14 protein-coding genes and 2 tRNA genes are annotated in these 13,701 nt (G+C 51.4%); 8 read left to right on the plus strand and 8 right to left on the minus strand.

Translation table 11 applies throughout. The annotated features are described in order from the left end of the window. Positions 1-174 precede the first annotated feature (174 nt). Entirely contained in the window at positions 175-975 is an 801-nt protein-coding gene (apbC, locus tag CIK78_RS10275) for an iron-sulfur cluster carrier protein ApbC (RefSeq protein ID WP_096279701.1), read from the plus strand. A gap of 11 nt (positions 976-986) precedes the next feature. Beyond that, entirely contained in the window at positions 987-1,553 is a 567-nt protein-coding gene (gene dcd, locus CIK78_RS10280; RefSeq protein WP_096279703.1) for a dCTP deaminase, read from the plus strand. Positions 1,554-1,651: 98 nt separating this feature from the next. Here the strand turns inward: dcd and purN are convergent, their stop codons facing one another. Beyond that, a complete protein-coding gene (gene purN, locus CIK78_RS10285) occupies positions 1,652-2,407 on the minus strand; it encodes a phosphoribosylglycinamide formyltransferase (protein WP_096279705.1) in 756 nt (251 codons plus the stop codon). Then, positions 2,404-3,471: a phosphoribosylformylglycinamidine cyclo-ligase gene (gene purM, locus CIK78_RS10290; protein WP_096279707.1), complete on the minus strand. Its 1,068-nt coding sequence runs from the start codon at positions 3,469-3,471 to the stop codon at positions 2,404-2,406. The genes purN and purM overlap by 4 nt, the downstream gene beginning before the upstream one ends. A gap of 208 nt (positions 3,472-3,679) precedes the next feature. On the opposite strand from purM, the gene CIK78_RS10295 reads away from it, so the two are divergent. Together CIK78_RS10295 and hda are read left to right on the plus strand one after the other, a co-directional pair. Further along, positions 3,680-4,810 (plus strand): AI-2E family transporter, encoded by a 1,131-nt coding sequence (locus CIK78_RS10295; RefSeq protein WP_096279709.1) that lies wholly within the window; start codon positions 3,680-3,682, stop codon positions 4,808-4,810. Then, positions 4,807-5,514 (plus strand): DnaA regulatory inactivator Hda, encoded by a 708-nt coding sequence (gene hda, locus CIK78_RS10300; RefSeq protein ID WP_096279711.1) that lies wholly within the window; start codon positions 4,807-4,809, stop codon positions 5,512-5,514. Before CIK78_RS10295 ends, hda begins: the two co-directional genes overlap by 4 nt. Positions 5,515-5,633: 119 nt before the next feature. On the opposite strand, the gene CIK78_RS10305 is transcribed toward hda, so the two are convergent. Beyond that, positions 5,634-6,008 carry a phasin family protein gene (locus CIK78_RS10305; RefSeq protein WP_096279713.1) on the minus strand — a complete coding sequence of 125 codons (375 nt, stop codon included), beginning with the start codon at positions 6,006-6,008 and terminating at the stop codon, positions 5,634-5,636. A gap of 321 nt (positions 6,009-6,329) precedes the next feature. Here CIK78_RS10305 and CIK78_RS10310 point away from each other — a divergent pair, with 321 nt between their 5' ends. Continuing rightward, positions 6,330-7,706 (plus strand): class II fumarate hydratase, encoded by a 1,377-nt coding sequence (locus CIK78_RS10310; protein ID WP_096279715.1) that lies wholly within the window; start codon positions 6,330-6,332, stop codon positions 7,704-7,706. Positions 7,707-7,731: 25 nt separating this feature from the next. Here CIK78_RS10310 and CIK78_RS10315 read toward each other — a convergent pair whose 3' ends face one another. Further along, positions 7,732-8,802: an endonuclease/exonuclease/phosphatase family protein gene (locus CIK78_RS10315; RefSeq protein ID WP_096279717.1), complete on the minus strand. Its 1,071-nt coding sequence runs from the start codon at positions 8,800-8,802 to the stop codon at positions 7,732-7,734. Between the two features lie 209 nt (positions 8,803-9,011). On the opposite strand from CIK78_RS10315, the gene CIK78_RS10320 reads away from it, so the two are divergent. Both CIK78_RS10320 and CIK78_RS10325 read left to right on the plus strand, forming a co-directional pair. Beyond that, positions 9,012-9,088 (plus strand) — tRNA-Val (locus CIK78_RS10320). Between the two features lie 21 nt (positions 9,089-9,109). Continuing rightward, a tRNA-Val gene (locus tag CIK78_RS10325) sits at positions 9,110-9,186 on the plus strand. A gap of 52 nt (positions 9,187-9,238) precedes the next feature. Here CIK78_RS10325 and CIK78_RS10330 read toward each other — a convergent pair. The 4 genes from CIK78_RS10330 to CIK78_RS10345 all read right to left on the minus strand — a co-directional run bounded on the left by CIK78_RS10330 (position 9,239) and on the right by CIK78_RS10345 (position 12,452). Beyond that, a complete protein-coding gene (locus CIK78_RS10330; protein ID WP_096279719.1) occupies positions 9,239-9,724 on the minus strand; it encodes a GAF domain-containing protein in 486 nt (161 codons plus the stop codon). A 113-nt stretch (positions 9,725-9,837) separates the two neighbouring features. After that, on the minus strand, positions 9,838-10,629 hold the full coding sequence (locus CIK78_RS10335; RefSeq protein ID WP_096279721.1) for a MetQ/NlpA family ABC transporter substrate-binding protein: 792 nt from the start codon (positions 10,627-10,629) through the stop codon (positions 9,838-9,840). Positions 10,630-10,744: 115 nt separating this feature from the next. Further along, positions 10,745-11,398 (minus strand): methionine ABC transporter permease, encoded by a 654-nt coding sequence (locus CIK78_RS10340; protein WP_096279723.1) that lies wholly within the window; start codon positions 11,396-11,398, stop codon positions 10,745-10,747. Further along, positions 11,379-12,452, minus strand: a complete 1,074-nt coding sequence (locus CIK78_RS10345) for a methionine ABC transporter ATP-binding protein (protein WP_096279725.1) — start codon at positions 12,450-12,452, stop codon at positions 11,379-11,381. The genes CIK78_RS10340 and CIK78_RS10345 overlap by 20 nt, the downstream gene beginning before the upstream one ends. Before the next feature lie 499 nt (positions 12,453-12,951). Between CIK78_RS10345 and CIK78_RS10350 the strand changes: the two genes are divergently transcribed. Then, positions 12,952-13,578 carry a riboflavin synthase subunit alpha gene (locus tag CIK78_RS10350; protein WP_096279727.1) on the plus strand — a complete coding sequence of 209 codons (627 nt, stop codon included), beginning with the start codon at positions 12,952-12,954 and terminating at the stop codon, positions 13,576-13,578. Positions 13,579-13,701 lie beyond the last annotated feature (123 nt).

A 13,701-nucleotide genomic window follows, 5' to 3' on the forward strand; every position in this document is an offset into this window, starting at 1 on the left:
CTTACCCTTTATCGCTAAGCGCTGATGCTGAAAATAAGAGCGGATGCCGGGCAACCGGCGTCCGCTTTTTGCTTGTTGGTTTATGATTGTTGCGCTGAGGAGTATCATTCACTCAACGATTAATCTAAGGGGCTATTTTAATTAAGCGCCTAACAATGAAAGGAGTGCCATTGGATGGATGGGGTTAAGCATATTATTGCAGTGGCATCAGGCAAAGGCGGCGTGGGTAAATCTACCGTCACCGTTAATTTGGCGCTGGCGTTAGCCGCACAGAATTATCGCGTGGGCGTTCTTGATGCTGATATTTACGGACCCAGCCAAGCACAAATGCTCGGTGTTAAAGAGGGCGTACGCCCACAGGCCGCGGCCAATAATAAATTCCTACCGCTTGAGGCCCATGGTATTCAAGCCATGTCGATGGCTTTTATGGTTAACACCCGTGAGCCAATGGTATGGCGTGGACCGATGGTGGTGGGTGCCTTTCAGCAGATGTTGACGCAAACCCAATGGGATAACCTAGATTTTCTGCTGATTGACATGCCCCCAGGCACCGGTGATATCCAGCTAACGCTGGCGCAAAAAGTGCCGGTAGCAGGCGCCGTGATCGTCACAACGCCGCAAGATATTGCTCTATTAGATGCCCGTAAAGGGATTGAAATGTTCCGCAAAGTTAACGTGCCGGTGTTGGGCGTTGTTGAGAACATGAGTCTTTACCACTGTGAAAATTGTGGCCATGAAGCAGCTATTTTTGGTACCGGAGGCGGTGATAGCATTGCCCAAGAGTACGATACCCAAGTGCTTGGACGGCTGCCATTAACGCTTTCTATCCGTGAGTTAACGGATTCAGGCAGGCCGAGCGTCGTATCTGAGCCAGAAGGTACGGTGAGCCAAACCTTTGCAGCGATTGCCAAAAAAGTAGCCGAAGCGGTAAACATGAGCCAAAACGAAGGCCCTACCATTTCCTTTAGCGAGTGATAACGTACTAGATGAGTATCAAATCTGATAACTGGATTCGTCGCATGGCCAAAAGCGATGCAATGATCGAGCCGTTCGAGGCTGAACAGGTGCGCTATGTGAACGATCAGCGCGTCATTTCCTATGGCACATCAAGCTACGGATACGACGTTCGCTGTGCTGATGAATTCAAAGTGTTTACTAATATTCACTCGGCGATTGTCGATCCTAAAGCCTTTGACGCGAAAAGCTTCGTCGATATTAAAGGCGACGTTTGTGTTATTCCGCCAAACTCATTCGCATTAGCGCGTACGGTAGAATACTTTCGCATTCCGCGTAATGTACTCACTATTTGCTTAGGTAAATCTACCTACGCGCGCTGTGGCATTATTGTTAACGTCACGCCGCTTGAGCCTGAGTGGGAAGGCCATGTAACGCTTGAGTTCTCTAATACGACGAATTTGCCTGCGAAAATCTATGCTCATGAAGGCGTTGCGCAGATGCTATTCTTAGAGTCCGATGAAGTATGCGCTACTTCGTATAAAGATCGTGGTGGCAAGTACATGGGCCAGCGGGGGGTTACGTTGCCGCGCACTTAAGGCTCGCTATGAAAAACGCCTGACGGAATATCAATCTCCGTCAGGCGTTTTTTGTTTCAATTTTTTCAACTCAGTCCTGGCGCGTTTGCTGAACGCTATTACAGGTGCGATTCGTCGTCAGGCTCCTCATCAAGCTCTTCCGCCGCATCGGCATGGGAGAGGCGCATTCCGTATTCGGGTAGCAGCTGTCCGTCCATTTTGGCGCCATCTGCACTGAACTGCAGCCTGCCTTCTAAGAACCACTGTACCGCAATCGGATAAAGCAGATGTTCGCGCGAGCGTACCTTCTCTTGAAGCGTTTCTACCGTGTCATCAGTACTTACCTGTAGCTCGGCTTGTAATACCACCGGGCCGCCGTCTAGCTCTTCGGTCACAAAGTGGACACTGCAGCCGTGGCTTTCCACGCTGTCGGCCAGAGCCCGCGCGTGGGTATTAAGCCCCGGGTAGTTGGGCAGCAGCGACGGGTGGATGTTGAGCATACGTCCCAGGAAACGTTGCACAAAGCGAGGCGTTAAAATACGCATAAAGCCTGCCAGAATGATGAGATCCGGCTCGTGGCGTTCAATGACTTTAATCAATGCGCCATCATAGGCTTCGCGGCTGTCATATTCGCGATGGGGCAGCGCGACCGCTTCAATACCTGCTTCATGGGCTCGCTTTAAGCCGTAGGCATCAGCGATATTGGATATGACCGCAACGATTTCACCACCGCCTAAGCGGTCATGTGACTGAGCATCAATCAGCGCCTGCAGATTGCTGCCATTGCCAGAAACCAGTACAACGATACGTCGAGCACCGACAGGTTCTGGCGTTACGTCTTTAATGGTGTCGCTTTGGTAGTCCGTATTGGTCATGCCGAGAGGCTCTCCAGAATGACGGCTTCCTCTTGGCGTTTAACGATCTTGCCCAGGCGGTACACGGTTTCGCCCTGCGTTTCTAAGTAAGCGACTGCCTCATCCGCTTGTTGCTGTGAGACCACCACCACCATGCCAATGCCGCAGTTGAGGACGCGATGCATTTCGGTTTCGTTGACATTGCCGTGTGCCTGTAACCAATCAAACACGGCGGGGCGTGTCCAGCTATTAATATCAATGTGGGCAGCCAGGTCATCAGGCAGAATGCGGGGAATATTTTCCAGCAGCCCGCCACCGGTGATGTGCGATAGCGCGTGCACGGCGATATCACTTTCGCGCATTAAAGACAGCAGTGATTTAACATAGATGCGGGTAGGCGCCATCAGCGCATCGCCTAGGGTCGTACCGTCAATGTCGGTGTCGAGCGAGGCATTGCTAACATCAAGAATTTTGCGGATCAGCGAGTAGCCGTTGGAGTGCGGACCTGATGACGCAAGGCCCAACACAACGTCGTTTTCAGAGACTTTGCTGCCATCCAAAATGTCTGCTTTTTCAACGACGCCGACGCAAAAGCCTGCTAAATCATAGTCGCTACCTTCATACATCCCCGGCATTTCGGCGGTTTCGCCACCGACTAACGCGCAACCCGCCAGTTCGCAGCCAGCGCCAATTCCGGTGACAACGTCGGCAGCAATATCCACATCGAGCTTACCCGTGGCATAGTAGTCAAGAAATAGCAGTGGCTCGGCGCCGGCGACGATCAAGTCGTTGACACACATCGCGACTAAATCAATCCCAATGGTGTCGTGTTTGCCAAGATCCATGGCTAGGCGCAGCTTGGTACCGACTCCATCGGTGCCTGAGACAAGAACGGGCTGCCGATAGCCTGCCGGTATTTCGCACAGTGCGCCAAAGCCGCCAAGTCCACCCATTACTTCTGGGCGAGTAGTGCGCTTGGCAACGTGTTTAATGCGGTCAACCAGGGCGTTACCGGCATCAATATCGACGCCTGCGTCCTTGTAGCTGAGGGAAGGAGTAGCCGAAGAAGAAGAGGTCTCGGTCATGACAGATCCTGTGAAGCAAATAGCGGTGCTGGTAGTGCTGGCGACATGGCCAGTGCTGGACGATAACTGAAGCGGATTGTAACACTCAGTGGCGCAGGCCGCACCGCTGTGAAACATGTTGAAAAGCTTACGAGCAGGTTTTGCTGATATACGGCATAGTAACGCTTAGTGAAAATGATCGATTTAAATCCATATTTGAGAGGGAAGCATGCGCAATTCTTGGTGGGGTGTCCTGTTTTTGGTAGTGATAGGCGGTTCTATATATTTGCTAGATTCAGTGCTGATGCCTTTTATTGCTGGGATGATTCTCGCTTATTTGGCCGACCCGCTGGCTAATCGCTTCCAGCGCTGGGGTATGAATCGGCCCCTGGCGGTGAGTAGTGTGTTTTTAGTCCTGCTCATCATTCTAGTGGTGAGTTTGCTGATATTGATACCGCTGGTTGTTCAGCAACTTAAGCAGTTGGGAGAAGCTATTCCGAGTATTTTCAACTGGGTCGAAAACATACTGGCTCCCCAGGTGCAGGAATGGACAGGTTATGACTTGACCGCAGAGTTAACCAATGCCCGTGAAACGCTTGCTGAGAACTGGCGCGATGCGGGTGGTTATTTAGCGCAGGCACTGGGCCAGATTGGTCGTTCGGGGATGGCGTTTGCGTCCTGGGTGACTTACGTTGCATTGATTCCCGTGGTGACTTTTTATCTACTTTTAGACTGGAATCGGTTGCTCGACAATATTGCTAATTTAATCCCCCGTCAGTGGGCTGATGATACCTTTCGCTTAGCGCGCCGCTGCGATGATGTACTTTCCTCATTTTTACGCGGACAGCTGCTGGTCATGCTCTGCTTAGGGATTATTTATGCAGTAGGTTTGACGCTGATGGGGCTTAACTTCGGCCTGCTGATCGGCTTTGTGTCTGGGCTGGTGAGCATCGTACCGTTCTTGGGTTTTATTGTCGGCTTGGTGATCGCGCTTGTGGTGGCGCTCTTTCAATACGCCACGTGGTGGGCTGTGGTGGGCGTGATTTTAGTCTTCAGCATTGGTCAAATGGCTGAGAGCGTGGTACTTCAACCTAAGCTGTTGGGCGATAAAATTGGCCTACATCCGGTAGCGGTTATCTTTGCCGTGTTGGCGGGTGGAAAGCTGTTTGGTTTAACCGGGGTATTGTTGGCACTACCGGTGGCTGCGGTGATTTTGGTGCTGCTTAAAGAAGTCAAAGTACGCTATCAGCACAGCGAGCTGTACGACGATAAAAATACCGACGATCAGCCAAAAATTATCGAGGTAAGTTCGTCATATCATGATGAGTTGAGTCGTGATGATAAACGGGAGTCACCATGAGCCGAACACCGGCACAGCTTCCTCTGGGCATTGGTTTACGTGATGATGCCACGTTTAATAACTACTATGCGGGGCGTGCGAACGCTTCGCTAGTAGAGCATGTCACCCAGCAGCTAACGGTAGAGGGTGAGCAGTTTCTATACCTGTGGGGGGCGCCTGGCGTAGGGCGCAGTCACCTGCTTCAAGCGGCCTGTCACGCAGCGTCAGATGCAGATAAGCGCGCGCTGTATTTGCCGCTGGGCGACTTAGGCCACTTTCCGCCGCTGATGCTGGAAGATATCGAGCGGCTGGATCTTGTGGCTATCGATGATTTGGAGTGCGTAATCGGGCGCAAGCGCTGGGAAGAGGCCCTGTTTCACGCTTTTAATCGGCTGCGGGACGCAGGTAAAAGGCTATTGATTGTTGCTAATGCCTCTCCACGCCAATTAAATGTGCAGTTGCCTGATCTCGCTTCGCGGTTAACCTGGGGGGTTACTTTTCACGTTCATCCGCTAGATGACGACAGCGAGCGTTTGGCTGCTCTAAAGCTACGTGCCAGCGTGAGAGGCATACAGCTACCCGACGACGTGGGTCGCTATATTCTACATCGAGGCCCGCGTGAGCTAGGTGAGCTTTGTCGTGCGGTTGAAACGCTTGATAAGGCGTCGCTGACGGCTCAGCGTAAACTGACGATACCGTTTGTAAAGTCTGCCCTGGGTTGGTAAGGACTGGTTTATCAATAGGGGTAAAAAATGATTCGACAACCACTAAAACGCCACCGTAGGCAGGGCCTGCGGTGGCGTTTTAACGAGCTGGTTCACCCGCTTATAATATGGGTAAAGCGTTAAGCGGTTTTGCTCATTTTGCTAGCGGCGGTTTGCGCTTGCTTGACATTGTCTTCAGTCAATTTTTGGCTTTTCTGAATAAAATCCTGCTGCAATGACACTACTTTATCTGCATCGCCCTTAGCGCGCTCGGCCAATTCTTTAGCAACGTTTTGCTGGCTTTCCATATAGCTACGCAGGCCTTCCGCGTCTTTTACGTTCATCATCTGACGCATCTGCGCGATGCCTGTGTCTGTATAGGCTTTGCTGGCATCCATCTGAGCATTGATCATTTTTTCAGCGTAATCAACGCTTAATGTCATAAAAGCACGTGCAGGCGCCATAAACATATTGTCAAACTGCTGGGTCATTTCATTCGTATTAACAGTATTCATATCCATTCCCTCTAGGGTTGCAACAGCACGGCCAGAGACAGCACTGCTAAAATAGATTGCCAGAAACAGCCATCCAGAGGTGGGTACTGCTTACGTACTGGCATCTATACGCGTTATCTTGCCATGCAGCATAGCAAAGACTTTTGTGCGGTGCAACATTGGCTTTAAACGCATGTGCTGAGCAGTTCGTTAAGACTTTATTGAAGACGTCTTTTTTTGAAGCAGGCTTTATTTGATAAGCGTTTGGCAACCCTTGGCGAACGATATCACGGCTTTGCGCTCAGACCAGGAGGAGTCGTCATATTCATAGGAGGACCAGCAATGGCAACACGTATTGAACGCGATAGCATGGGTGAGTTGGAAGTGCCCGCAGATGCCCTTTACGGTGCGCAAACGCAGCGAGCAATTAATAACTTTCCGGTTTCTCACACGCCCATGCCCCCGGCCTTTATTCATGCGGTTGTTCGCATCAAATTAGCCGCAGCACGTGTCAATCAAGCATCGGGGGAGCTTGATAATGAGCGGGGAGAAGCGATCCAGAAAGCTGCGCGTGAAGTGCTAACCGGTATTCATGATCAGCATTTTCCCATTGATGTGTTTCAAACCGGCTCAGGTACCTCCTCTAACATGAACGTCAATGAGGTGTTGGCCAACCTGGCGTCCCGAGAGGGTGTCGACGTCACTCCCAATGATCACGTCAATATGGGGCAGTCGAGCAACGATGTGATTCCAACCGCTATTCATCTCTCGGCCGCCATTGGTGTGCATGAAACTCTCCGGCCCGCGCTGGTACATTTGCGTGACACGATTGACCGCCGTGCTAGTGAGCTAAGCCATATCGTTAAAACGGGCCGCACCCATTTAATGGATGCTATGCCGCTACGCATGGATCAAGAGCTAGGCGCTTGGTCAAGCCAGCTCAATCAAGCCATCGAGCGGTTTGATAGCGCAATGCAAAGGCTTTGCCGTTTAGCGCAGGGTGGCACTGCGGTGGGCACTGGCATCAATGCCCCTGATGGATTCGCTGAGCAGGTTGCTCAGGAACTCAGTGAGCAGACGGGGTTAATGTTTGCTCCTAACGATAGTTTTTTTGCCAGTCTCTCGTCACAAGATGCGGCGGTAGAGCTGTCAGGGCAGTTAAAAGGTCTGGCCTGTGTGATTATGAAAATTGCCAATGATCTGCGCTGGATGAATTCAGGACCGCTGGCTGGGCTGGGTGAAATTGAGCTTGAGGCGCTGCAGCCCGGCAGCTCAATCATGCCGGGTAAAGTAAACCCTGTGATTCCCGAGTCAGCCGCTCAGGCCGCTGCACAGGTTATTGGCTTAGACGCGGCGATTACCGTTGCGGGACAAAGCGGTAACTTCCAATTGAATGTCATGCTGCCGCTAGTGGCTTCCAATTTGCTCACTTCAATTAACTTGATGAGCAATACTTCTCGACTGCTCGCTGATCGCGCAATTGCGACCTTTAAGGTGCGTGAAGAGAATCTGAAAGCGCCCCTGGCACGCAACCCTATTCTGGTAACGGCGTTAAATGGTGTGATTGGCTATAACGCAGCGGCCGCTATTGCCAAAAAGGCCTACCAGGCGGGTAGGCCGATCATTGATGTTGCTGAGGAGAATACAGACCTGGATAGGGAAACGCTTGAGCGCCTGTTAGATCCGGCCGTATTGACGCAAGGCGGTATTCCCGAGTAACCCGGCCTTTGGGGGGCGTCAGCAATTAGGTTTCTTGATGTTCGGTTTTGCCTTCTTGAATCGTTTCGCTGGCCTCTTCCTGTTCCTCTGCGCTGGCTTCGGGCGTTTCATGCTCGTCTTTGCGCGAGGGGCGATAGCAAAAGGTCGCGAGGATAGGGTAGTGATCTGAGCCGAAGTAGCTTAGGCGCGGCATGCCTACCAAGGTGAAGTGCTCGGTCACGAAAATATGGTCCAGAGGCCAGCGTAACATTGGATATTTAGCGTGGAAGGTGCTGAATAACCCGCGGCCTCGGCGTGGGTCGAGCATGCCGCCAACGCGACAAAAGAGCCGTGTTGTCCGTGACCACGCTACGTCATTAAGATCGCCAGCTACTAGCGTCGGCTGTGGGTTGTCATAAATCTTCTTGCCGACGAGTAACAGCTCCGCGTCGCGCCACAAAGATTTCTCACTCTCGCTGGGCGCAGGCGGGCGTGGGTGCAGTGCGTAGAGGCAAAGCTTATCGCCGTTTTCTAACGTGACGGTAGTATGAATAGACGGAATATCGTCTTGGATCAGCCACTCTATGGAAGTATTGGTTAGCTCCAAATGCGAGTAGAGGTGCATGCCGTAAAGATTGTCGAGCGGGATTTTAACGCTATTGGGCCAGTTTTCTTTCAATGCGGGGTCTAGCTGGTCTTCCCACCACTGATCAGACTCAAGCGTCAGTACGATGTCAGGCTGATGCTTGTTTATCATGTCGATAAGCGATTGGGCCTGCCGATTTGGCGTTAAAACGTTAGCGATTAGCAGCGTAATGGTGCGGCCTTTATCTGGACTTTCTGCCGCTTGAACCTGCACAGGCCAAAGCGGTGTCCATGGCAAGATGTAATAGGCCTGAACCAAAAAGGTAATGCCTGATGCGCCTAGTGCAATCCACTGCCAGCGTCCTGAATCAACAAAGTTAGCCGCCAGTATAAAGTCCGCGAGCGCTACGCATGCAATCTGTAAGCGTGGAAATTCAAAACTGCGAATCCACCACCAGTGCAATTCGATGCGCGCAATGAGCGTGGCTAATAACAGCGCGATGGCGATGCTTCCTAGTAAAATACCGAGCATGGCTTACCTCCCTATAGATAATGGCCATCATACTAAAATACTTAGCCTGCGATGTAATAATATAAGTGCACGGGTTAGACGATAATTTGTTATCGAGTGAGTCGTGCAAAGAAGCGAAGCAGAGCAGGGAAAAAGCTTGCAATTCAGTGGTAAGGACGTACAATTCGCATCCGTTGCTTGGCACGATTGTGTCTGCGAGCAGTGCCAGTAGGACCATAGCTCAGTTGGTTAGAGCGCCACGTTGACATCGTGGAGGTCGGCGGTTCAAATCCGCCTGGTCCTACCAAATTTTACAAGCATCAATTTTAGGACCATAGCTCAGTTGGTTAGAGCGCCACGTTGACATCGTGGAGGTCGGCGGTTCAAATCCGCCTGGTCCTACCAATTATCTCAAAACACCTCGTGCAATAACGCATGAGGTGTTTTTGTATGTGTGCTAGTTAGCTTCGGCGGTGAAATTGGGTAAATCAGTTTGCTGAATAAAGATGGCAACAAGCGCTTCAATGCCAGCTTGATCTTGCTGCGTGAAGCGCCCGTGCCGTGGGCTATCTAAATCTAGTACGCCCCAGAGGTGGCCATTGACAACGATAGGAACCACGAGCTCGGAGCGTGAGTTGGCATCGCAGGCAATATGATCTTCAACTGCATGTACGTCGTCGATTCGCTGAGTGGTTTGCTGGCGCGCAGCGGCACCGCAGACACCTTTGCTGAAGGGGATCGGATGGCATGCAGGATGGCCTTGGAAGGGCCCCAGGCTGAGTACGTCAGATTGACGCTGAAGGTAAAAACCTACCCAGTTTAAATCGCTAAGCTGTTGAGCGATAAACGCGCCTGTCTGTGCGCTGTTGGTTAGCCAGTCCCGTGTGTCCAGCAGCGCTTCCAGCTGGCGGTTAAGCATCGAGAAATCGACTGTGGTTTGCATGTGGCTTCCTTGTTTAGAAACCGGATAAGACCGGTGTTTTTTTCAAAGCGCACAAAGCCGGCGCAGGGCCGGCTTAGCATATCTTTTTACTGCGAAGGAAACAGTCCTGGGCGTTACTTAGTCCAGCCGGGAACGGCCGCGCCTTTGAATAACTCTTCCGCTTTTTCAATGACTTCATCACGCTGATAGGCATCGACCAGTTGGCGAATCTCTTCGCGCTCTTCATCACCCGCACGCACGGCGATCAGGTTGACGTAAGGCGACTCAGGGCCTTCTTTAATCAGGGCGTCATCAAGGCTTAAGCCCGCTGGCTGTGCAAAGGTATTGTTGATGAACGCCATGTCGACATCGGGCAGTACGCGCGGTAGCTGAGCTGCTTCAATTTCACGGAAGCGGAAGTTGCGCGGGTTTTCAGCAATATCAATAGGCGTTGCTTCAAGGAATTCCGGGTCGTTAAGGGTGATCAGGCCTTCATTGTGCATCAAGATCAGCGCACGACCTTCGTTGGTCGGATCATTGGGTAGAGCAATTTGTGCGCCGTCAGGCAAGTCATCAATGCTGTCGTATTTCTCCGAGTAAGCGCCAATCGGATAAACGAAAGTGTAGCCTGCCACCGCGAGCTCGTAACCACGGTCGTTAATCATGGTGTCTAGGTAGGGTTCGTGCTGGTAGGCATTAGCATCTAAGCTGCCATCCGCGAGCGCAACGTTAGGTGTGACGAAGTCAGTAAATTCAATGATTTCGACATCAAGGTCGTATTCTTCTTTAGCGATGCGTGCCGCTACTTCCATTACTTCTGTTTCAGGGCCCGCAACGGTACCCATTTTGATGCTGCGAGTCTCTGCGTTGGCGACATTCACCGCAAGGGCTAGGACTGTCAGGCTACCGATAATGAGCTTTTGCATGGCGTTTCTCCAATCACGTTGTAGATAATGCCGCAATGATGCGGGAATAAAAACTCTGTGTCTAATTCGTTTTGGTTATATGGGGCCGAGTAATTATAATGAGCCAAATAAATAGCTACTTGCGATCACTTTTACGAACCAGGTAGTCGCCTAGGCTCTGGAAGCCTTGCACCATGATGACCAGAATCACGACCGTAATGAGCATAATGGTCGGGTTGAAGCGGTTATAGCCATAGCGTATGCCTAAATCGCCTAGGCCACCGCCACCGACTGCACCTGCCATGGCCGAGTAGCTCACCAGCGTTACGACGGTAATCGTTAAGCCCGTCATGATGCCGCCGCGAGCCTCTGGAATGAGTACTTTGCAAATGATCTGCCAGGGGGTGGCGCCCATTGCTTGTGCGGCTTCAATGAGTCCCGGTGAAAGCTCATTGAGCGCCGCTTCAACCAAGCGTGCAATAAACGGAATGGCGGCAATCGTTAGCGGCACCGAAGCCGCATTGATGCCAATCGACGTACCAACAAGCATGCGCGTAAAAGGAATGATGGCCACCATCAAAATGATAAAAGGGATTGAACGGCCAATGTTAGTAATGACGCTAAGCGCTTGGTTAAGCACAGGCTTTGCTAATATTTGGCGGGGGCGCGTGACGTAAAGCAATACGCCTAGCGGTAGGCCAACCAGCGTTGAAATCAGCCCCGATATGGCCACCATGTAAAGAGTGTCCAGCGTGGCCTGTAAAATAAGATCAATCATTGCGCTGGACATAGCCAAGTACCTCTACCTGCAATTGATGAGATTCAAGATACGCCATGGCCTGCTGAGTTTGCGCCGCCGTACCTAATAGCTCTGCAATCATTAAGCCCAGGGTGCGTTCCTGAATAGATTCTACTTTAGCCTGCAAAATGCTGACGTCGACACCGCATTCACGGGCAAGGCGCGAAATGAGCGGCGTTGAGACCGCGTCGCCCGAGAAGGTGAGACGGACTACAGGGTGAGTATTATGGCCGGGCGCGTCCATGAGTCGTTCAATCAGCTCTTTAGGCGGCGTTAGCTGCAGGAAATCATTGAGGAATTCTCGGCCCAGCTGAGTGCGCGGCGCGGTGAAAAAGTCGCCCACTTCAGCGTCTTCAACCAGTTTGCCGTCAGAAATCAGGCTCACTCGATGGCAAATCGATTTCACCACCTCCATTTCATGAGTAATCAATAAGATGGTAATGCCAAGCTGACGATTAATGTCACGCAGCAGCTCCAGAATTGAGCTGGTAGTTTGCGGGTCGAGTGCCGAGGTCGCTTCATCGCAAAGTAGAACCTGCGGCTTGCTAGCCAGGGCACGGGCAATGGCAACGCGCTGTTTTTGTCCGCCAGAAAGCTGAGCAGGGTATTGATCGGCTTTGTCCGCCAGGCCAACCATTTCCAGTAGCGGAATAACGCGCTCAAGCACGGCGTGACGTTTTTGGCCCATTAGTTCAAGGGGAAGCGCGACGTTGTCGAATACTGTACGTGTGGTGAGCAAATTGAAGTGCTGAAAGATCATCCCAATTCGGTGGCGTGCACGATTAAGCTCTGCGTTGCTTAGGCGCGTCATTTCTTGACCATCTACCGTAACGCTGCCACTCGTGGGCCGCTCAAGTAGATTGACGCAGCGAATTAGCGTGGACTTGCCTGCGCCGGAAAGCCCAATGACGCCATGAATTGCGCCTTTCGGAACGCTGAGGCTGGCATTTTTGAGTGCATGGACAGCGTTTTTGTCGTTGCCCTTTCTTTTGCCGACAGAGGTGTTGCTGAAGTAGGTTTTACTGACGTTGCTAAGTTCAATCATAGCGTCTGCCTTAACGGTAGGCCGAAGACGGGTGCGGGGGTGCAAATTTCAAGTGGCCAAGGGGAGGGCTGAAAATAAAAAAAGCCACCCGCCTGGGTGACCATCAGCGCTGGACACACCCTATTAGCTGCACTTCACCTAACAATGGCTTGGCCAATAAGTAGGTGGACGCCCGCAATATGGGTACAAATCGGCGTCATTAAATTTGCGACCAAAGTTTAAATATGCCGACATGCCTTGTCAATCACATCCGTCTGATTGTATGTTTTAAGCTGGAAAAATAGCGATATTTCCTGACATTGGTCACTTTTTTCGTATTTTTCACTAATCAATATGCTTGGTCATATGTTTGGCTTGACTGGGTGAGAGGTTGCTTAGCCATTCAGCATTATCGGGTTAGCAGGCAATATATTGGAGAAGAGTGCGCAAGAGCGAGGCACCAGTAGTAAGCTTGTGCCCAGAATTCCGCTAGCGCTGAAATTTAGGAGATAAGAGCTTTATGTTTACTGGCATTGTGCAAGGGGTTGCGAAGGTAGTGGCAGTGCGTGAACTGGATGAGTTTCGCGTGCACATAGTTGAAATGCCTCTCTCAATGCGAGCGGGCCTTGAGATCGGCGCATCGGTTGCCCATAACGGAGTTTGTTTGACGGTAACGTCGATCGAGGGTGATAACGTAAGCTTTGATTTAATGCGCGAAACGCTGCGTTTGACCAATCTTGGTGCCATTACGCCAGGGCAGTGCGTCAATATAGAGCGGGCGGCGCGCTTTGGTGATGAAATTGGCGGGCACTCGATGTCGGGTCATATTATTTCTATGGCAGACGTGGTGGCGATTGAAGAGGCACCTAATAATCGTCGCCTGTGGTTTGCTCTTCCCGAACGGCTTGGCCGCTTCGTATTTGAGAAGGGCTATATCGGTGTCGACGGCATTAGCTTGACGATAGGCGACGTGCGCCAAACAGAGGCCGGCGCTGAGTTTAGCGTTAATTTAATTCCTGAAACGCTGGCACGCACTACTCTTCAAGGCCGGGCGCCTGGAGATCAGGTCAATATTGAAATCGATCCACAAACGCAGGTCATCGTTGAAACTGTAGAGCGTATTCTGGCTACGCAGCCGCGGGTTTAACAGGTAGGCCTCCCATAGTAAGGCCTATAGCAGCGGTGATTATTATATTGGTGCGTTATGGAATTGACCAATTGGTTAGCCCATGGCCTGAAGATTGCTTGGCATTAAGCCGCGGGACTTTCT

The organism is Halomonas sp. JB37 (assembly GCF_002332255.1).
Taxonomy (GTDB): Bacteria; Pseudomonadota; Gammaproteobacteria; order Pseudomonadales; family Halomonadaceae; genus Vreelandella; species Vreelandella casei.